Source organism: Agrobacterium sp. T29 (assembly GCF_006970545.1).
Taxonomy (GTDB): domain Bacteria; phylum Pseudomonadota; class Alphaproteobacteria; order Rhizobiales; family Rhizobiaceae; genus Agrobacterium; species Agrobacterium leguminum.
The window spans coordinates 980744-1000654 of record NZ_CP040641.1 but is presented as its reverse complement, the minus strand read 5'-3'; the positions used below and the strand labels follow the sequence as shown (position 1 = coordinate 1000654).

Here is a 19911-nt window from a genome sequence, read left to right as displayed (position 1 = left end):
GTGCCGATGAAACTTACACTCAAGGTCGTCAATGCGGTGGGTGATGTTTTGGCGAAAGCCGGAGCGGAGGACGAAGCTTTGCTCGTCTATCGCGCAGAATATTGCGAGGGCGACAGGCTTGTCGTCGAGGTTTCGCAGCCCGGTCATATCTGGCTTGCGCTCGACGCCGGCATGCCGCCGACGCTGGTTTTCCTGCACGGAAACGAATTCATCCTGCCCATTCCTTCCGCGGCGAAACGCAAATCCTATCCGCCGCAGGCTTTCAGCGGTAACCTTCACCGGATCGCTGCGCGCCGCACACTTGCCGGTGAAATCGGAGTTCGCAGGAATCTGGCCCTCAACCCGTTTGACGATCATGAGAACACCTCGCTGTTTCCGCACGTTTATGCGAGCACGGAAACGCGCGGGGAGGCGGCCTTCGCAGCCCGCAATGTCATCGATGGTGAAAAGGCGAGCGCGGGCCACGGCTTCTGGCCCTATACAAGCTGGGGCATCAACCGCGATCCCGAAGCTTCGCTGACGCTTGTATTCGGCCGCGCGGTCCTCATCGACCAGCTGACTTTTTACCTGCGGGCGGACTTTCCCCATGATGCCTGGTGGGAAAAAGCGAGCGTCACTTTTTCCGACGGCGAAAGCGCAAGCTTTTCCCTGCAAAAAACCGGAGCTGCCCAGAGTTTCCCGGTCGCACCGCGCCAGGTGGAATGGATCCGTCTGCATGATCTAAAAAAAGCCGACGATCCTTCGCCTTTTCCCGCGCTGACGCAGATCGAGGTCTGGGGAGCGGATCTGCGGGAAGCGCCGTAGTTCCAGATCGCCCCTTTCGGAGCACAGAGCTACGACCCGGTTTTGCTGGAAGTCCTTTAGCTGTGCGCGATGCCGCGCAGGTCGCGCATCATGTCGCGGTAGCGGTGCTGGCTGCCGCGCAGATGCGCCTGCATCGCCAGCTTCGCGGCCTGTTCGTTCCGGTCCGATATGGCGATGACGATGGCTTCATGTTCCTTGTGGATCAATCGCCGGTAAGCTGTCTGGTCGTTCTCGCCGGTTTCGGAAACCACGCGCGATTGTGGAATCACGGCCTGACCGTGCAGCTCGAGGAACTGTGTGAAGAGTGGATTGTTGGTGGCGGCCGCAATGGCGAGATGCAGCGCCAGATCCGCCTCGCGAATGGAGCGGTTCTCTTCGATACATTGCAGAAGCCGGGCGTGACAGTCGAAAATCGCTTCCTCCTGCGAAGGCGAACGGCGGAGGGCGGCGAGCCCTGCCGCTTCGATTTCGAGCGGCGTCCTGATTTCCAGCACCTCCAGATCGGAAGAGAGCCGGGCGCGGTCGATACCGGGTGTGGGTGACGCGTCTTTTTCACGCTTCAGCACGAAAATGCCCGCCCCCTGACGTACCTCCACCAGCCCGTCGCAGCGTAGCGCCGTCACCGCCTCGCGCACCACGGTGCGGCTGACGCCATGGGTTTCCGTCATCTCGATTTCGCTGGGCAGGCGGTCGCCGGGTCCATATTGCCCGGAGGCAATCGCATTTCTCAGGCTGAGGCTAACTCTGCTGACCAGAGAACCGGAGGATTTGCTGCGCTGTTTTTGCTGTTCAGGCACGTCGGTCACCATGCATTAAAATCGAGGCAGGCGTGAAGCCTGTCAAATATGTATGATGAATTTCAGTAAAACTCAATGATCATACCAATTTTACCCGCCTTCGTGCAGAGGACGCGCAGAATGGTATTAAAAATCTCCGGCTTCTGACCGGAGTCACTAGGCCGGGCCGGCAAACTGCTCCGTGGAAACGGCATGTAGCGCCCTGCCGGTCCTGAAAAAGCTTTCGATATTGCCGATCGTGGTGTCCGCGATGTTCCTGAGGGCCTCCTGCGTGAAGAAACCCTGATGGCCGGTGACCAGAACATTGGGAAAGGTCAGCAGCCGAGCGAAAACATCGTCGCGCAGCACGTCGTTGGAAAGATCCTCGAAAAAGAGATCGGCCTCTTCTTCATAAACATCGATGCCGAGACTGCCGATTGTGCCGTCTTTCAGACCCGCAATCGCCGCCTGCGTGTCGATGATGGCGCCGCGGCTGGTATTGACGAGCATCACGCCCTTTTTCAAAAGCGGCAGCGTCTCCCGGCGAATGAGGTGACGGGTCTCCGGTGTAAGCGGGCACATCAGCGCCAGAATGTCCGATGTCCGAAACAGTTCCTCGCGCGTGACGTAGACCATGCCCAGTGCTTCGCAATCCGGATTTGGCCGTACGTCATGGCCAACGAGACGGCAGCCGAAGCCGGCCGCAATGCGCGCGAAAATCGCCCCGATCTTGCCCGTGCCGATAATGCCGACCGTCTTGCCGTGAAGGTCGAAGCCAAGCAGGCCATCGACGGCGAAGTTTCCTTCGCGGACACGGTTATAGGCGCGATGGATCTTGCGGTTGAGCGACAGGATGAGCGCCATGGTGTGTTCGGCGACCGCATAGGGTGAATAGGCCGGCACGCGCGCAACGGTCAGGCCGAGCTTTTCGGCCGTGGCTAGATCGACCTGATTGAAACCGGCGCAGCGCAGGGCGATGAGCCGAACACCCATTTTCGCAAGCTTTTCAAGCACTGGCCGCGACAGGTCGTCATTTACAAAGGCGCAGATGGCCGCCGCTCCCTCCGCCAGCGCCACTGTCTCGAGAGACAGGCGTGCTTCGCAATATCGCATCCGCATGCCAGCATGGGCGGCAGCGTCAAGGAACTGCCTGTCATAGGGTTTGGCGCTGTAGACCACGATCCGCATCTGTTTCTCCAGTCTCCAAACAAAAGCTGCCGTTACAGTGCGACGCGTCCGGCAGGTGGCTTAGCTACGAAGGCCCGGTGCTTCCTGTCCCGTGCTTTCCACATATTCGGTATAGCCGCCGCCATATTGGTGGATGCCATCGGGCGTCAGTTCCAGCACCCGGTTGGAAAGCGCGGCGAGGAAATGGCGGTCGTGCGAAACGAACAGCATCGTGCCCTCATAATCCGACAGGGCCTTGATCAGCATTTCCTTGGTGTCGAGATCGAGATGGTTGGTCGGCTCGTCCAGCACGAGGAAGTTCGGCGGATCGAACAGCATGGCGGCCATGACGAGACGGGCCTTTTCGCCGCCGGAAAGAACACGGCAGCGTTTTTCCACGTCGTCGCCGGAAAAGCCGAAACAGCCGGCAAGGGCGCGCAACGGCGCCTGCCCCGCCTTCGGAAAACGCTCCTCCAGCCATTCGAGAATGGTGCTGTCGCCATCCAGAACATCCATGGCGTGCTGGGCGAAATAGCCGAGCTTGACGCTGGCGCCGAGCGTGACATTGCCGGAATCCGGTTCCGTCGTGCCGGTCACCAGCTTCAGCAGCGTCGATTTTCCAGCGCCGTTGACGCCCATGATGCACCAGCGTTCCTTGCGCCGCACCATGAAATCGAGCTCGCCATAGATCGTGCGGCTGCCATAGGCCTTGTTTACCTTCTTCAGCGCCACGACATCCTCGCCCGACCGGGGCGCCGGCGCGAATTCGAAAGCCACCGTCTGACGCCGTTTTGGCGGCTCGACGCGGTCGATCTTCTCGAGTTTCTTCACGCGGCTCTGCACCTGCGAGGCGTGCGAAGCGCGGGCCTTGAAACGTTCGATGAACTTGATTTCCTTGGCGAGCATGGCCTGCTGGCGTTCGAACTGCGCCTGCTGCTGCTTTTCGTTCTGTGCGCGCTGCTGTTCGTAAAAGCCGTAGTCACCGGAATAGGTGGTGAGATTGCCGGCATCGATTTCGATGATCTTGGTGACGATGCGGTTCATGAATTCGCGGTCATGCGACGTCATCAGCAAAGCGCCGTCGTAGTTTTTCAGGAAATCCTCGAGCCAGATCAGGCTTTCGAGATCGAGATGGTTCGACGGTTCGTCGAGGAGCATCACGTCCGGGCGCATCAACAGGATACGCGCAAGCGCCACGCGCATCTTCCAGCCGCCGGAAAGCTTGGAAACATCGCCGTCCATCATCTCCTGGCTGAAGCTCAACCCGTCCAGCACTTCGCGCGCACGGCCTTCCAGCGCGTAGCCGTCCAGTTCCTCATAACGCGCCTGCACTTCGCCGTAACGTTCGATGATGGCGTCCATCTCGTCCATCCGGTCGGGATCGGACATGGCGGCTTCCAGTTCCCGAAGTTCGGCCGCCACTTCGCTGACGGGGCCTGCGCCTTCCATGACTTCCGCGACGGCCGAGCGGCCGGACATTTCACCGACATCCTGATCGAAATAACCGACCGTCATGCCCTTTTCGACGACGACCTGGCCCTCGTCGGGCTGTTCTTCGCCGGTGATCATCCGGAACAGTGTCGTCTTGCCGGCACCGTTCGGACCGACAAGGCCGATCTTCTCGCCGCGATTGAGCGCGGCGGAGGCCTCGATATAGAGAATACGGTGACTGTTCGACTTGCTGATGTTTTCGATGCGGATCATGACAGGGCCTGTGAATGGGAGCGGCCCTCCTATGCCACGGGCCGTCGCCGCTGTCACCTGCCGCACACGTCTTGTCAGCCATGCAGCCGACAAGACGCTCCGGAAACAGATCAGTTGGTGAGCGTGGCTATGCTGCCGGCAGCCTTGCGGGCGATTTCGCCAAAGGCTGTGACGATCTGCTCCATGTTTTCCGGCGCGTAATAATTGTCGAGGCTCGATGCGCAATATTGCAACAGCGACTTGCCCTTGTCCGGCGCCATGAAGGCGACGCTGAAAATCTTGATCCCGTCTTTCTTGGCGGTCTCGCAGGTGGTGCGCACGGACTGGTCGATGCTGGAGTTCCACGAGGCGCTGTTGCCCGTCATTTCACCGTCGGTCATGAGAACAATATAGCGCTCGAAGGATTCGTTCCCCTGCGCTTTATGTGCTTTCGCTTCATCGGTGTTGGCTTTTTTTAGGGCGTTATAGGCGGCGGTCAGGCTGCTGCGGGCATCGGTGCCGCCGGTAGGGAATTCCGGGATTTGCTTGTCCACGTAGCTGACAACGCTGCTCGTACCCCAGCTGATGGGCTGAGCCGGATAGGTCTCATGTGTATAGACCGAGGCACCTGTGCGAACGAGCTCGGAACCGCCGCTCGCGGTATAGGTCGGATCAGCTTTGTTCAATGTTGCGACGAGGAACCCGACGGCCGTTTTGAGCGAGGTGGCCTTGTTGACATAGCAGGGACTGGACGTGACCTGCGCTTCGCTCTTGCCCCAATTGCTGGAAGTGTAGTTCGGGCACGATTTTTTCGCGGTATTGATGGTATCCGTCTTGAATGACATCGAACCGGAACGATCAAGCGCCAGATACATGGAGATCGGTGCGCCCTTGTTGACGGTGCTCTTTGCGGTGCCGGTTACCGAAAGGTCGAGTGTTTTTGCGCCAATGAACCCGAGCAGCGGATTGAGCTGCACTCGGTGGTTGATCGTGGTCTCGACGGTGTAGGTCTTGCCGCGGGCATTTTCGCTTGTTGTAATATTGGTTGGAGAATTCTGCTCCAGTTCCTTTTTCTCTTCCTCGGTCAGGTTCTTTTCCATCTGGGCCGCGATGAAGTTCTTGGCGATTTCCTTGATCTGCTCGTCCGTCAGGTCCCCCATTTTCAAACGGGCTTCGGTGGCCGCCGCAAGGGCTGCAGAATCCGCGGTATTCTGCATATCCGCTTTCACCTGCATCACATTTGCCAACTCCATGCCGGCGCCGGCAAAACCCAGCAACACCGGCAGCAGAATGGCCGTCATCATGCCGAAATTGCCGCTGGTATCGGCAAGAAAACGGCGCTTCGGTTTTTGATGTGCAGAGGCGGTCATGACGGGCTCACGGATTAGAATATTCGACTGAGCACAGAGAAGCCGCAAACGATGTAAAATCCGCTAACGTGATCGGTTCAATTTTACGCAGCGATCAAATTGGAGCAGTTTTCGAAGTATTTTCAAGAATTGTTGGCGCGATGGCCGCAATAATACACATCGTGTCATTATTGGACGGGGATGACGTCGACGGCCTGTTTTATCTGCTGGTTGCCATAGCTCTTCAAGACACCGATCACGGGGGCGACATCGGAATAGTCCCGGCCGTAACCGACGACGATATGGTCGCTTCCGGCGACGATATCATTGGTGGGATCGAGTTCCAGATAACCGGCGGCTTCTCCGCACCAGACGCGAACCCAGGCATGCATTGCATCGGCGCCTTCAAGCCGTTCCTTGCCCGGTGGCGGAATGGTGCGCAGGAAACCGCTGACATAACCGGCGGGAATGCCGAGGCTGCGCAGCGCCATGATCATGATGTGCGAAAAATCCTGGCACACGCCGCGCTTCAGCTTGAAAGCTTCCGATGGCGTCGTATCGACGGTCGTCGCCTCGCCGTCATAGGTAAAGTCCTTGTGGATGCGTTTGCACAGAGAGAGCGCGATTTCGCGAATGGTCATTCCCGGTTTCAGCAATTCCCGGGCATAGGCGGATATCGCCGCATCCATTCCGATCCTCGGGCTCGCACCGATGAAGTGGTGCGGCGACTGGAAATCGAGCGACCAGACATCGGCCAGGTCCTGCGGCAGGCGGGAAAGCTCGGGCGAAAAATCCGCCGTCAGCGCCGGCGCCTCCACCATCACGCGGGCCTGCATGCGGATATCCAGCTTTTCATGCGGCGCGCGCAGATGCACTGACGTTGCCGATTGATGAAAGAAGTCCTCGAAGGTGGCACGTTCTTCCGGCACCGGCGAAACATCGATGGAGCCGGCGACAAGCCGCTGCCGGCCTGGGATGGAGAGCGGCAGGACACGGATGATGTGGCGCGCGCCGTGGGCCAGCGTGTCGTAGGTGTAACCCATATGCAGGGAAAGATCGTAAAGCATAGGATTATCCGAGATAGGTCCGGGCCAGAACATCGGAGAGATGTTCCATGTCGGTTTCGAGCTGGCGATAGATCGCGCCGTTCATGTTTTCCGGCGTCATGACCGCAAGCCCGGAATGCAGACGCATCGCCTCGCGGTAGAAGGGCGACATCTGGCCGTTCACGAAGGCGTTCGGAAGCTGTTCCACCTCGGTGCGGATCTCGTTCAGCTGGAACAGGATCGAGCGGGGATTGAGCGGGTCGAGCGCCAGAAGATCGGTCACGGTCAGGCCGGCCGTATTGACGTTGTAGCGCCGGCGATGGGTCATGACGCTGTCGCCTATTTCGAGCAGCATGTCATAGGAACCGTCAGGCGCATCCGGGCCGGTCATATGGCCGAGAAGACGTGTCATATGCAGGCCGCGCTCCAGGTAACGACCGATCGACAGGAAACGCCAGCCGGTGAAGCGATACATGTTTTCGTGCACGAGACCGGCAAAGCCCGCAAGTTTGCGCAGCAGGATCGTCATGGCATGGGTGGCGTCGTCGCCGGGGGCCACTTTCGCGTGGAAACGGCGGGCGGTCTTGGCAAGGTCGTTCAGCGCCAGCCACCCGTCAGGCGAAAAGCGGTCGCGGATATTGCTGGCGGAATAAAGCGCGCTGTTGATGTTGTTCAGCAGGCTTTCCGGCACGGCATCGTTCATCTCCACATCGAGCGCTTCGAGATAGCGTGTCACATGCGCGAGCAGAGGCTGGCGCGGATCAGCGGATTCGGCATAACGCCCGTGCCAGGCGCGCAGGATGCGCAGGGCGCCTTCCGAACGCTCGATATAACGGCCGAGCCAGAAGAGATTGTCGGCTGCGCGGCTCGGCAGGCTGCCCGGCATATTGCGGGTAAAGCTTTCTTCCGCCGGCAGTAGCGTGGTGCGTTCCACCGGCTTGTCGCTGACGATCCATACATCCGCAGCGCTTCCGCCCGATTGCATTGCGATGGCGGAGACATCGTTGCTGCTGCCGATACGGGCAAAGCCGCCGGGCATGATCTGCCAGCCATCCTGGGTGCGCGCGGCAAAAACGCGAAGGCTCATCGGGCGCGGCACGAGCTTGTTGTCGATATAGGCCGGGGTTGTCGAAAGCGTCACCACTTCCTGTCCCACCAGCCTGTGGCCGTCGGAGGCGAGCCAGTCGCTGATCGATTCCTTCGCCGTTTCGCGCAGCGACGAGCCGAGCACGGACTGACCGTTATCGTCGAAGAAGGGAAGCCTTGAGTAAGCCGGGCCGATGACCATGCCTTCGATATTGCCGGCGACATGGCGACGTTCCGATTCCTGCCCGCACCACCAGGTGGCAATCGATGGCAGTTTCAGCTCCTCGCCCAGAATGTGGCGGCAGATGCGCGGCATGAAGGCGAGCAGCGCCCGCGTCTCGAGAATGCCGCTGCCGAGCGCATTGACGACGGTGAGCGCTTCATTGCGCAGCGCCTGCACCATGCCCGGCGTGCCGATATGGGATTGCTGGTTCAGTTCCAGCGGATCCGAGTAGGAGGCGTCGAGACGCCGCCAGAGAACGCCGACCGGTTTCAGTCCCGCTACGGTTCTGACCATGACGCGGCCGTTGACGACGGTGAGGTCTTCGCCTTCCAGCAGCATGAAGCCGAGATAACGGGCGATATAGGCGTGTTCGAAATAGGTTTCGTTGGCGGGGCCGGGCGTCAACACGGCGATCCGGTCGTCGGGGTGCTTTCTTTGCGCCTGCAACGTGTCGCGGAAAGCGCCGAAAAACGAGGCCAGACGATGCACATGGGTTTCGGCATAGATATCGGAAAGTGCACGGGTGGTGGCCACCCGGTTTTCGAGCGCGAAACCCGCACCGGAAGGCGCCTGTGTCCTGTCGGCCAGCACCCACCAGTTGCCGTCAGGTCCGCGCCCGATCTCGAAGGAACAGAAATGCAGATAATGGCCGCTTGCCGGTTTCACGCCGACCATGGGCCGCAGATATTCCGGATTGGAGGCGATCAGGGCCGGGGGTACGAAACCTTCTTTGACCAGCCGGTTTTCGCCGTAAAAATCGGCCACCATGGCTTCCAGAAGATTGGCGCGCTGTTTCAGCCCTTCGGAGAGAACCGCCCATTCCCTGTCGTCGATCAGCACCGGAATATGGGAGATCGGCCAGTTTCTTTCGCTGCTGCCCTTGCCGTAATCGCGGTAGAACACGCCGGCATCCCGCAGATAGCGGTCGGTGCGGGCAAAGCGCTCGTGCAATTCCCGTTCCGACATGCGCGACAGGGCGTCGAGCAGGGTCTTCCAGACCGGCCTGACCTTGCCGTTGGTATCGAGCATTTCGTCGGCAACGCCCGGCAAGGGGGAATATTCAAGCCCACGCGGTTGCGCGCTCGTTTCCGTCTTGCGTTCCGTTGCCGGGGCTTTGGACAATTTACACTCCGTAAGGCCGACGCAGATCGAGCGTCAGCGGAAATTCTGGCGACACGGTTTCCGCTTGTAGCGGATATTGCCCTGCCGTATGCCCCCATGGTTCGAAACGGGCGAGGCGGCGTGCCTCGGCCTCATTGCCGTTGACGGGAAACGTCTCGTAATTGCGCCCGCCCGGATGAGCAACATGGTAGATGCATCCGCCGATCGATCGCCTCGACCATGTATCATAAATGTCAAAGGTCAAGGGTGAATTGACGGGCAGAACGGGATGCAGGCCGGAAGCGGGCTGCCATGCCTTGAAGCGAACGCCGGCGACCGCGACGCTGCGGTTTTCCGTCGGGGTCAGCGGCACGGCGCGGCCGTTGCAGGCCACCGCGTAACGGGCGGAATTGGAGGTTTCCAGCCGCACCTGCAGGCGCTCGACGGAGCTGTCGACATAACGCACGGTTCCGCCGATGGCGCCCTGTTCGCCCATCACATGCCAGGGCTCCAGCGCCTGGCGCAGTTCCAGCTTCGCGCCCTCATATTCCACTTCCCCGAAGAAGGGGAAACGGAATTCCTGCTGGGCAGTGAACCATTCCGGCTTGAGGTCGAAACCATTTTCCCTGAGGTCGGCAAGCACGTCGAGGAAATCCGCCCAGATATAATGCGGCAGCATGAAGCGGTCGGCGAGCGCTGTACCCCAGCGCACGAATTTGCCGGCGGCCGGATTTTTCCAGAAGCGGGCGATGAGGGCGCGCACCAGCAATTGCTGGGCGAGCGACATGCGCGCGTTGGGCGGCATTTCGAAACCACGGAATTCCACCAGCCCAAGGCGGCCGGTCGGCCCGTCAGGCGAAAACAGCTTGTCGATGCAGATTTCGGCGCGGTGGGTATTGCCCGTCACATCCGTCAGAAGATTGCGGAACAGCCGGTCGACCAGCCATGGCAGCGGCGGCACGCCTTCTCCGGGGGCAGGCACCTGCGCAAGCGCGATCTCCAGCTCGTAGAGACTGTCGTGGCGGGCTTCGTCGATACGCGGCGCCTGGCTCGTCGGGCCGATGAAGAGACCTGAGAAAAGGTAGGAGAGCGAGGGATGCCGCTGCCAGTGCAGAACGAGGCTTTTGAGAAGATCGGGCCGGCGCAGGAAGGGGCTGTCATTGGGGTTGGCGCCGCCCACGACCACATGGTTGCCGCCGCCGGTGCCGGTGTGGCGGCCATCGATCATGAACTTGTCGGCGCCGAGACGCGACTGACGCGCTTCCTCATAAACAGCCGTGGTGATGTCGACGCAATCCTTCCAGCCCGCGGCGGGGTGGATGTTGACCTCGATGACGCCGGGATCGGGTGCGACGCGGATGACATTGACGCGCTCGTCATGCGGCGGCGCATAACCCTCGATATGGACGGGCAAACCAAGATCGGCGGCTGCCGCTTCCGCTGCTGCAATCAGTTCGAGATAGTCCTCGATGCGCTCGACCGGCGGCATGAAGACGCAGAGCCTTCCGTCACGCGGTTCCACCGACATGGCGGTGCGCACCGCGCCGCCGATTTCGCCGAGCGTCTGTTCGATGCGCTCCTGCCCCGGGGCCTCGCTGGCATGGAAGGAGGCTTCGGGCATGGCGCGGCCCGATGGCGTCAGGACATCGGGAAGCGGACCACGGGGGATCGAAGGATCGGCCTCATGAATATAGGGATAGGCGGATGGCGGCACATAGGGCAGGGTGCCAAGCGGCAGACGGTAACCCACCGGGCTGTCACCCGGAACGAGGAATATTTTTCCGCGCCGCGTCTTCCATTTTTCGCTGATCCAGCGCTTGCCGGCGGCGCGCGCATTCCACGCCTGAACGGGAAGAATATAGCCGGTCGGTGTCGTCAGTCCCCGCTCGAAGACGCGGGCCATGCGGTTTCGCTCCTCCGGGTCTTTCAGCTTGGAATTGGACGGGTCGACATTGTCGGGAAGGCTGCCTTCCTTGATGATCCATTCGGCCGGATCCTCATAGGCCGGCAGCACCAGCTCAGGCTCGATGCCAAGATGGGCGGCTATGCCGCCCAGCAGTTTCTGCGCATCTTCCGCCTTGACGCCCGTATTTGCGCCCTCCTCGGCGATCAGCGCCGGGTTCTGCCAGATCGGCAGGCCGTCCTTGCGCCAATAGAGCGAGAAGGTCCAGCGCGGCAGGCTTTCGCCTGGATACCATTTCCCCTGCCCGTAATGCAGAAAGCCGCCCGGTGCGAAACGCTCACGCAGGCGGCGGATCAGGGCATCGGCCTTTTCACGCTTTGTCGGCCCGACCGCGCCGGTGTTCCATTCGTCGGATTCGAAATCGTCGATGGAAACGAAGGTCGGTTCGCCGCCCATGGTCAACCGGACGTCATGGCTGTTCAGAACGTCATCGACCTCCTGGCCGAGCGCATTGAGTTCCTCCCAGCTTTCATCCGAAAAGGGTTTGGTGATGCGCGGCGTTTCGGCAACCCGCCGGACCTGCATATCGAAGGCGAATTCCGTATTGGCATGGCCGTAATAACCGCCGGAAATCGGCGCCGCATTGCGGTAATGCGGCGTTGCCGCCAGCGGAATATGGCTCTCGCCCGTCAGAAGTCCCGAGGTGGGGTCGAGGCCGATCCAGCCGGCGCCGGGCATATAGACTTCGGCCCAGGCGTGCAGATCGGTGAAGTCCACTTCGGTGCCGGATGGGCCATCCAGCGCCTTGAGATCGGGGGTGAGCTGAATGAGATATCCCGATACGAAACGGGCAGCGAGGCCAAGATGCCGTAGAACCTGCACCAGCAGCCAGCTGGTATCGCGGCAGGACCCCTTGCCGGAAGCGAGCGTTTCCTCCGGCGTCTGGACGCCCGGTTCCATGCGGATGACGTAACCGATCTCCTGTTGCAGGCGGGCATTGAGGCCAACGACCATGTCCACCGTCTGCTGCCCCGGCGTGCGGTCGACGGTGGCCATGAAGGCGGCGAGCAGCGGGCCTGTCGGCTCCGGCTTCATGTAGATGGAAAGGTCGTCGCGCAATTCCTGCGGATAGTCGAAGGGCCACTTTGTCGCCTCTTCCTCCACAAAGAAATCGAACGGATTGTAAACCGTCATATCGGCGACAAGATCGACCTCGATCTTAAATTCCGTCGCCGGCTCGGGAAAAACGAAGCGGGCGAGGTAATTGCCGTAGGGATCCTGCTGAAGGTTCACGAAGTGATTAGAGGGCGAAACCTTGAGCGAATGGCTGATGACGCGGGTTCTGGAGTGCGAGGCGGGCTTTAATCTTATGATCTGTGGTCCAAGGCGAACCGGATTGTCGTATTTATAATGCGTCAGATGATAGATGCTCGCTTTGATCGCCATTAATCTGCCTTGCCCGGTTTTCCGGCTTATGCGGTTTGTCCGCCCCTCTGAAATTATTCGGATTTTGTGCAATGCAGGAAAAGAAAGCAAGGATCATTTCCGGGGGCAACCGCATTGTTGGTCGAGGCCGCGATATTTGCCCGCGGTAAGAATTGTCCGGGCTTTTCAATCATCGCCGCTGAGATTTCGCCGGGATTGTGGACAAGGTCGAACGGCGTGTTATTGCTTGGCAACGAGAGGCGCAGAATCGCGACCCGCTTTCTTTGCCGACTGACGTTTCGGAATGGAATGAATGGCAACAACGGTGACCGACGATCAGCGCAAAAGCGCGGCTAATCTTTCGGGTTTCGATCTCGATTTCCCGGCGCAGCTGCGCATGATGGGGCGTGCCTTCTGGACCTCGCCAGTGCGCACCCGGCTGATCTTGCTGTCGATAGCGCTGCTCACGGTGATATTGCTCACCGCCTATGGGCAGATAAGGCTCAATGAATGGAACGCGCCGTTTTACAACGCGCTGGAGCGGCGCGATCTTGCCGCCTTCATTCACCAGCTGGAGGTCTTCGCCATCATCGCGGGGCTGTTGCTTCTCCTCAACGTCATCCAGACCTGGCTGAACCAGATGACGGCGCTGAACATGCGCGAGGGCCTTGCCAAGGATATGGTGGATCAATGGCTGAAACCGGGGCGTGCCGCCCGTCTTGCCGGTTTCGGCACCATTGCGATCAACCCCGACCAGCGCCTGCATGACGATGTCCGCAACCTTGCTGAAAGCAGCACGGCGCTTTCCATCGGTCTCGTCAATGCGACGATCCTGCTCGTCAGCTTTATCGGCGTCCTCTGGTCGCTCTCGGCCGGCTTTGCCATCACCATCGGCGGCGATACCTATGCGATCCCCGGTTATATGGTCTGGGCGGCGATCCTTTACGCCGGTTCGGCTTCCCTGCTCAGCAATCTCGTCGGTTATCGGCTGGTGGGGCTGAATGCTGAGCGTTATTCCAAAGAGGCGGAACTTCGCTTCTCACTGATGCGGGCCAGTGAAAATCTTGCCGCCATTGCCCTTGCACGCGGCGAAAAGAACGAAAGGCGGCGGATAGGCATCGATATTGATGCGGTGCTCGGCGTCATTCGCGGGCTCGCCATGGCGCTGACGCATCTGACGTGGGTTTCGGCAGGATATGGCTGGCTGGCGGTGGTGGCGCCGATCCTGATCGCGGCTCCGGTTTATTTCTCCGGCAACCTCACCTTCGGCGGGCTGATGATGGCCGTCGGTGCGTTCAACCAGGTCAACACGGCGCTGCGCTGGTACATCGACAATTTCGGGCCGATCGCCAGCTGGAAAGCGACGTTGCAGCGCGTTTCGGTGTTCCGTAACGCGCTTATCCAGATGGACAGCGTCGAACAGCACGGCCTGGCGATCGATCTGCAACGCAGCGCGGAGAATGAAAAAATCCGCCTCCAGTCGGTAGTGATCTGCCGCGATGCGGGTGGGCAGGATCTGGATCGCGGCTTCCAGCTGCGCGAGAGCGAAGTCGAGATCGGGCCGGGCGAACGGCTGATGATCAATGGCGAGCAGGGCGTGAACCGAAGGCTGCTGTTTGCGGCCATGGCGGGCCTGTGGCCATGGGGGCAGGGCAGAATACAGATGCCCGAGCAGTCGGACACGCTTTTCATCGCTCAGCACGGCTATCTGCCGGCGGGATCGCTGCGTGAAATCCTCGCCTATCCGCGCGCGCCCCAGCGTTTTGCCGACACGGATTATGTCTCGGCGCTCACTGCCTGCGGGCTCGGCGAGATGGCATCCCGTCTCGAGGAAAACATTCGCTGGGACAAAAAACTGGATTCGGATGAGCAGGCCAGCATCCGGGTGGCCAATGCCCTGCTGCTGAAGCCGAAATTCGTCGTTATCGACGATTTGCTCGAAGGGCTGGAAAAACAGACGCAGGATACGCTGGCGGACGTTCTGAACGGGATCGAAGGTGCGGCGATCATCTATATCGGCCGGTCGGAAACATTCCTTTCGGTTCTCGCTCCGGCTGTGGCGCATCTCGACCATACCACGCAGAAGGAAAATATCTCCAGGGCCGGGAGCGCTCCGGAATAGGTCATCGGGCCATTCGGCTGTTCGGAGCGGACTAGAGCCGCAAATGCCATTTGTCCGAATCGAGCCGCTGCTGTTTGGCAAGGCTTATGGTGGTGTCCGGCTCCACCTGCGAACGCAGGGCAAGGGTGCCGGTCGCCAGGCTGATGGCGACGACGCTGGCGACCGCCAGGACGATACGGTCGTAGCGCTGCTGTATTGTGTTGTTTCCACTCCAGTCATAGGCCATTCGCACGCCCTCGCGTTTTTTGGAATCGTGCCTCATCATGGTTAACCGAAGCTTACGATGGCTCTGTGATTCCTTGCTGTTTTGGAAGGGCTGCCGCGACAAATCGGCTATTGGCGGATGGTGTGCGGTTGTTTAAGTCCGGCAGCGGGAGGCTTGTGAAAGGACTTTGAGACATGGACCAGCAACCGCCCGCCGATATGGAACTCACGCTCAGAACGCTTGCGATGCCCGCCGATGCCAACCCGGCCGGCGATATTTTCGGCGGCTGGGTCATGTCGCAGATGGACCTTGCCGCTTTCGTCCGCGCCAATGATGTGGCCGGCGGCCGCACCGTCACCGTCGCAGTCAACGAGATCGTCTTCAAGAAGCCGGTCAAGATCGGCGATACATTGTGTGTCTACACCAAAATCGAAAAGATCGGCCGCACCTCTGTCACGTTGAAAATCGAGGCCTGGACCCGCAGGCACTATCAGGATTCACGCGAAAAGGTGACGGAGGCCGTTTTCATCATGGTCGCGGTGGACGACAACGGCGATCCGCGTCCTGTCCGCAAGGAGGCGTGAGGCGGCTTCCGCTTTTTCTTTTTAAAGCAATTCCGAAGCGCCTGCGAAAGATTAAAAGCATCGGCGTTTCGGATTTTTCGCAATTCGATATCCGTCCGCTCAATACTTTAGAAATATCCAATTTATTTATCAATTTTTGCGATCAAGATATGGAATAGGACGGGGATCAGGCTTTGACCATTCCAGGTGTTGTTATTGTCGGCGGCGCTCACGGCACGCTCGCCCTTGCCCGAAGCCTCGGCGCCCTGAATGTGCCTGTTTATTACCTCACCCACGATTCCCCTTTGCCGGGTTGGTCGCGTTTCGTGCGGGAAACAATCCGCTGGGCCGGCCCGCATGATGCCGGGGCACTGCCGTTCCTGCGTCAAATGGCCGACAAGCATGGTTTGAAGGGCTGTCTGCTGGTGCCGTCCGGCGACGGAGAGGTCCAGCTCGTTGCGCAGCATCGTGAGGAACTGTCCTCGCTCTACAAAATCATCCTGCCTGATTGGACCGCGCTGCAATGGCTCTGCGAAAAACCGCTGCTTTATCAGCGCGCCGCAGAACTTGGCGTCAATATTCCGCGAACCTATGCGCTGGCATCGGCCGCTGATATCGATACGCTGGACATATTGTTTCCCGTCATTCTCAAGCCGAATATGGGCGGTGGCGATACCACCATCGCCAGGGCGAAAGTCATTCGCGCCGATGACCGACATGCTCTGAAAACGGCTTTTGCCGATGCGAGTGGAGAGATCGGCGCCGGCAATGTCGTCGTGCAGGAACTCATTCCGGGTGGGGGAGAAAGCCAGTTCTCCTACGCGGCGCTGTGGCTGAATGGAGAGCCGGTAGCGGAATTCACTGCCCGGCGCGCCCGGCAATATCCTGTCGATTTCGGCTATACCAGCACCCGCGTCGAGGTCGTCGACAACGGGCAAGCGGTGGATGCGGCCCGAAAAATACTGAAATCGGCCGGCCATAGCGGGCTGGTCGAGGCGGAATTCAAGCTCGACGGCCGGGACGGCAAGCTCAAGCTTCTCGATGTCAATCCACGCCCATGGTCATGGTTTGGCCTTTGCTCGGCGGCGGGCATCGACCTTGGCGCCCTGCTATGGCGGGTCGCCAATGGCGAGCCGGTCGGCCAGCCCGGCAATGTGCGGCAGGACGTTTCCTGGTCCTATCTTGTCCGCGATGCCGTTGCCGCCTTCACATTAGCCCGGAGGGGGCAGGCGAAAATCCGCGACTATTTCGCGTCTCTGGGCAATATCCGCAGCTGGGCCGCCTTTGCGCCGAACGATCCCTTGCCGGGTCTGATCGATCTGCCGCTGACGGTCTCGAGAGTCGTGAGAAAACGCCTTCTTCCCGGCCTGACATCAGGACAATCGGGGAGGATGTTTTTTCAGCCGATAAAACGCCTTGTGAAATATGGAGCCATAAGGGCGGGGCTGGAGGTGAGTTCTCTCTCGGCCGTCCGTTCGGCATTTCCGTCTTTCGCCGGGCGCGGTGTGATCTTCACGCTTCATCATGTGCGCCCCGGAGGGGTTGTTTCGGTTTTCGCACCCAATGTGCAATTGTCCGTCACGCCGCAATTTCTGGAAGAGGCGATACAGGCCGCACTCGAATGCGGTCTTGTTCCAGTCCATCTGCACGATCTGCCGGCTCTGCTTGCCGATAATCACGAGGGCCGGTCGTTCTGCGCCTTCACGCTTGATGACGGCTATCGAAACAATGCCGACTATGCCGCGCCGATCTTCCGTAAATATGCCGTTCCCTACACGATTTTCATCACGCCGGGTTTTGTGGAGCGAACACGCAGCCTCTGGTGGGAGACCGCTGCTCTCCTGACGCAGAAAGCCGCGTCGTTCGAATTCGATTTCGGGGCGGGGCCGGAACAGGTGGCATGCGCCAGCCCTTCGCAGAAAGCGGAGGCATTCACGCGGCTTGAAGATTTCGTCCAGAACTTTTCGGAAGACGAGGCGGTGGAAAGGATCGATCGTGTCGCGAGGCAGCATGGCGTCGACCCCATCGCGATCGTGGACGAACTTGTCATGGATGAAGATGAGCTCAGGGCGCTGGCGAAGGACCCTCTGGTGCATTTCGGCGCGCATACCATGACGCATGTGAATATGCGTAAGGTGGATGCCGCGCGTCTGGCCTATGAGATTGCGGAATCGACGCGCCGTGTGGAAGCTTATGCCGGCCATCGGCCACGGTCCTTTTCCTATCCCTATGGCTGGGTAAAGGCCGTGGGAGAACGTGAAGCGAAAGCGGTTCACGATGCAGGATTTTCCGCAGCCGTGACCACGCAGGCTGGCGTTATCGGTCCCCGCAGCCTTGAAAAGCCGACGCAGTTGCCGCGTGTATCGCTGAATGGACGCTTTCAGAAAAAGCGCTTCGTCAAGGCGCTCATCTCGGGCCTGCCTTTCCGGTTCATCTAGCGACGTTGTTCGTTCGCCATCGCTCGGCCGTCTCGCCATATATGGCTGCGGCCCGCGTTTGGCGTTCTCTTTTGCCGTTTCCGATTTCTTCTCTCGTTTTTTGAGCCTCTCTGCGGCTGATTGGCCAGCCCGAAAATCTGCGCCATAATTTTTGTTATTCACATCCATTTATCTATTGATTATAAATAAATTTATCGACCTAAAACATTACAACTTTTATGAAGGCCTCGCCCGTGCTGCTGATTTTTGCCGATGATCTGACCGGAGCGCTCGACGCCGCCGCCCCCTTTGCCGGGCGCGGGCTGGCGACCGAGGTTGCGATAGGGCTTGACGGTGTGCGTGCGGCGCTCGCGGATGCGCCTGCCGTCCTCAGCGTCAATCTCGGTTGCCGCGATGGCGAGGCGGATGAAGCCGGGCGTCGCACGCAGGAACTGCTGGGGCTGGTTCCGGCCGATACCATCCTTTTCAAGAAGATCGATTCCCGCCTGAAAGGGCATATTGCGGCGGAAATGGATGCGATTTCCTATCGGTACGCGCTTGTCGCGCCCGCCATTCCGGATTTCGGACGTGTCGTTATTGGCGGAGCCGTTTCCGGCTTTGGCGTCGAAGCTGCCATTCCGGTTCATGAAAGACTGGGCGGACATGCCGGCCGCTGCACGATACCCGACACGCGATCAAAGGGCGATATCAGGGACGCTCTCGCCGCCGCGCAGGCGGAAGGGGCCGATCTTCTGGTTGGCGCGCGTGGACTTGCCGAGGTGCTGGCTGAAGCGATGACGGCGCAGGCTGTTCCTGAAGCGGCGTTCATTCCACCCGGCAGGGGGCTTTTTGTCATCGGGTCTCGCGACCCGATCACGTTGCAGCAGATTGATGTTCTCAAAAGCGTCGGGCCTGTCTCGATCGTGGAGGCGCCGAATGGCGTCATGCCCCGCCACACCGATGACGGCGCCGGTCTGACGTTGGTTCAAGCGACGCAGGGTAAGGAAAATCTGTCGCCGCTTGCGGTTTCAGACCGGTTGGCGGAAGGCGTCGTGCCGCATTTTACCGCCAGGGCGGCAAGGCTGCTGTTATCGGGCGGAGCCACGGCAGAGGCCGTGCTGCGGACCATGGGCGTTTCGCGCCTGCGTCTTGACGGCGAATGCCTGCCGGGTCTTGGGGTAGGCTGGTCCGGCGATCAATGCATCATTGCGAAGTCCGGCGGTTTTGGGCAAGCTGACACGTTGAAACGGATCGCGAAAATGATGCTTGGCGACAATGACGCTGGAGAGAGCTGACCAGATGGGGCTGATGAAAGAAACGGCGCGCAAGGCACTTCCGGACATTATTTTCGAGAGAATGCACCGGGCGATCAAATCCGGCGCCTACAAGCCGGATGAGCGGCTGCCGACCGAGCATGAACTCGCCATGGAATTCGAAGTGTCGCGACCCGTCGTGCGCGAGGCGTTGCGGCGGCTGCGCGAGCAGGGGTTCATTTATTCCCGCAGAGGCTCCGGTAGCTATGTCAGGGCTTTTGGCCTGCGCGAGCCGCTTGGCTTCGGGCAGCTTGAAAACGTTGCTGATCTTCTCAACTGTTACGAATTCAGGCTGACGCTGGAGCCGGCTGCGGCGGCTGCGGCGGCCTTGCGGCACGATGGCGAGAGGCTTGCGGCGATCCGGAAGGCTCTCGAACTGATGCGGGATGCGACCAATCGCCAGTCCCACCGCGAGGATGCCGATTATCAGTTCCACCTCGCCATCGCGCGGGCGGCGCGAAACAGCTATTTCTCCACCGCGATGGAAGCGCTCAAGGACCATATTGCAATGGGAATGAAGTTCCACGGCATGTCGGTGAAGCGGGAGGCATCCGGTCTGACGCGTGTTTTCGCCGAGCATGAGGCAATCGCAAAGGCGATTGCCGATGGGGACGCAGAGGCGGCGCGCCAGTTGATGCTCCAGCATCTGACGGGATCGCGCGACCGCCTGTTCGAGTCTTCGCACACGGATTAAGCGGGTGACTGAAGACCGATGCGCGTGTCCGCGC

At 60.0% G+C, this 19911-nt stretch carries 14 protein-coding genes; 6 read left to right on the top strand and 8 right to left on the bottom strand.

What is annotated here, in order from left to right; genetic code table 11:
• Positions 1-6: 6 nt before the first annotated feature.
• On the top strand, positions 7-804 hold the full coding sequence (locus FGF54_RS19610) for a hypothetical protein (protein WP_003519643.1): 798 nt from the start codon (positions 7-9) through the stop codon (positions 802-804).
• Positions 805-860: 56 nt separating this feature from the next.
• On the opposite strand, the gene FGF54_RS19605 is transcribed toward FGF54_RS19610, so the two are convergent.
• From FGF54_RS19605 to FGF54_RS19575, 7 genes are all read right to left on the bottom strand, one after another.
• The gene (locus FGF54_RS19605) at positions 861-1613 is read right to left on the bottom strand and encodes a FadR/GntR family transcriptional regulator (protein WP_020808597.1); all 753 of its coding nucleotides are present in this window, start codon (positions 1611-1613) and stop codon (positions 861-863) included.
• A 144-nt stretch (positions 1614-1757) separates the two neighbouring features.
• Positions 1758-2768: a 2-hydroxyacid dehydrogenase gene (locus tag FGF54_RS19600; protein WP_142780837.1), complete on the bottom strand. Its 1011-nt coding sequence runs from the start codon at positions 2766-2768 to the stop codon at positions 1758-1760.
• 60 nt (positions 2769-2828) lie between these two features.
• Positions 2829-4451 carry an ABC-F family ATP-binding cassette domain-containing protein gene (locus tag FGF54_RS19595; RefSeq protein WP_065656597.1) on the bottom strand — a complete coding sequence of 541 codons (1623 nt, stop codon included), beginning with the start codon at positions 4449-4451 and terminating at the stop codon, positions 2829-2831.
• Between the two features lie 110 nt (positions 4452-4561).
• A complete protein-coding gene (locus FGF54_RS19590) occupies positions 4562-5800 on the bottom strand; it encodes a TadE/TadG family type IV pilus assembly protein (protein ID WP_142781581.1) in 1239 nt (412 codons plus the stop codon).
• 167 nt (positions 5801-5967) lie between these two features.
• Positions 5968-6846, bottom strand: coding sequence for a transglutaminase family protein (locus tag FGF54_RS19585; RefSeq protein ID WP_059757870.1), 879 nt, complete (start codon positions 6844-6846; stop codon positions 5968-5970).
• 4 nt (positions 6847-6850) lie between these two features.
• The gene (locus FGF54_RS19580; RefSeq protein WP_078052125.1) at positions 6851-9256 is read right to left on the bottom strand and encodes a circularly permuted type 2 ATP-grasp protein; all 2406 of its coding nucleotides are present in this window, start codon (positions 9254-9256) and stop codon (positions 6851-6853) included.
• 1 nt (position 9257) lies between these two features.
• Complete coding sequence (locus FGF54_RS19575) at positions 9258-12584, bottom strand: DUF2126 domain-containing protein (protein WP_142780836.1); 3327 nt, start codon at positions 12582-12584, stop codon at positions 9258-9260.
• 292 nt (positions 12585-12876) lie between these two features.
• Between FGF54_RS19575 and FGF54_RS19565 the strand changes: the two genes are divergently transcribed.
• On the top strand, positions 12877-14685 hold the full coding sequence (locus FGF54_RS19565; protein WP_142780835.1) for an ABC transporter ATP-binding protein/permease: 1809 nt from the start codon (positions 12877-12879) through the stop codon (positions 14683-14685).
• A 31-nt stretch (positions 14686-14716) separates the two neighbouring features.
• Here FGF54_RS19565 and FGF54_RS19560 read toward each other — a convergent pair whose 3' ends face one another.
• Positions 14717-14950, bottom strand: coding sequence for a hypothetical protein (locus FGF54_RS19560; RefSeq protein WP_078052121.1), 234 nt, complete (start codon positions 14948-14950; stop codon positions 14717-14719).
• Between the two features lie 134 nt (positions 14951-15084).
• On the opposite strand from FGF54_RS19560, the gene FGF54_RS19555 reads away from it, so the two are divergent.
• From FGF54_RS19555 to FGF54_RS19540, 4 genes are all read left to right on the top strand, one after another.
• Complete coding sequence (locus tag FGF54_RS19555; protein ID WP_035260778.1) at positions 15085-15474, top strand: acyl-CoA thioesterase; 390 nt, start codon at positions 15085-15087, stop codon at positions 15472-15474.
• Positions 15475-15647: 173 nt separating this feature from the next.
• The gene (locus tag FGF54_RS19550; RefSeq protein WP_142780834.1) at positions 15648-17891 is read left to right on the top strand and encodes a polysaccharide deacetylase family protein; all 2244 of its coding nucleotides are present in this window, start codon (positions 15648-15650) and stop codon (positions 17889-17891) included.
• A 233-nt stretch (positions 17892-18124) separates the two neighbouring features.
• Complete coding sequence (locus FGF54_RS19545) at positions 18125-19165, top strand: four-carbon acid sugar kinase family protein (protein WP_142780833.1); 1041 nt, start codon at positions 18125-18127, stop codon at positions 19163-19165.
• A gap of 4 nt (positions 19166-19169) precedes the next feature.
• Complete coding sequence (locus FGF54_RS19540) at positions 19170-19877, top strand: FadR/GntR family transcriptional regulator (protein ID WP_003519630.1); 708 nt, start codon at positions 19170-19172, stop codon at positions 19875-19877.
• Positions 19878-19911: the final 34 nt, after the last annotated feature.

Excerpts from the sequence above, each read along its gene's own strand:
- FGF54_RS19540 (WP_003519630.1), top strand. The coding sequence starts at position 19,170 with ATGGGGCTGATGAAAGAAACGGCGCGCAAGGCACTTCCGGACATTATT.
- FGF54_RS19560 (WP_078052121.1), bottom strand. The coding sequence starts at position 14,950 with ATGATGAGGCACGATTCCAAAAAACGCGAGGGCGTGCGAATGGCCTAT.
- FGF54_RS19575 (WP_142780836.1), bottom strand. The coding sequence starts at position 12,584 with ATGGCGATCAAAGCGAGCATCTATCATCTGACGCATTATAAATACGAC.
- FGF54_RS19600 (WP_142780837.1), bottom strand. The coding sequence starts at position 2,768 with ATGCGGATCGTGGTCTACAGCGCCAAACCCTATGACAGGCAGTTCCTT.
- FGF54_RS19565 (WP_142780835.1), top strand. The coding sequence starts at position 12,877 with ATGGCAACAACGGTGACCGACGATCAGCGCAAAAGCGCGGCTAATCTT.
- FGF54_RS19585 (WP_059757870.1), bottom strand. The coding sequence starts at position 6,846 with ATGCTTTACGATCTTTCCCTGCATATGGGTTACACCTACGACACGCTG.
- FGF54_RS19595 (WP_065656597.1), bottom strand. The coding sequence starts at position 4,451 with ATGATCCGCATCGAAAACATCAGCAAGTCGAACAGTCACCGTATTCTC.
- FGF54_RS19555 (WP_035260778.1), top strand. The coding sequence starts at position 15,085 with ATGGACCAGCAACCGCCCGCCGATATGGAACTCACGCTCAGAACGCTT.
- FGF54_RS19605 (WP_020808597.1), bottom strand. The coding sequence starts at position 1,613 with ATGGTGACCGACGTGCCTGAACAGCAAAAACAGCGCAGCAAATCCTCC.
- FGF54_RS19590 (WP_142781581.1), bottom strand. The coding sequence starts at position 5,800 with ATGACCGCCTCTGCACATCAAAAACCGAAGCGCCGTTTTCTTGCCGAT.
- FGF54_RS19610 (WP_003519643.1), top strand. The coding sequence starts at position 7 with ATGAAACTTACACTCAAGGTCGTCAATGCGGTGGGTGATGTTTTGGCG.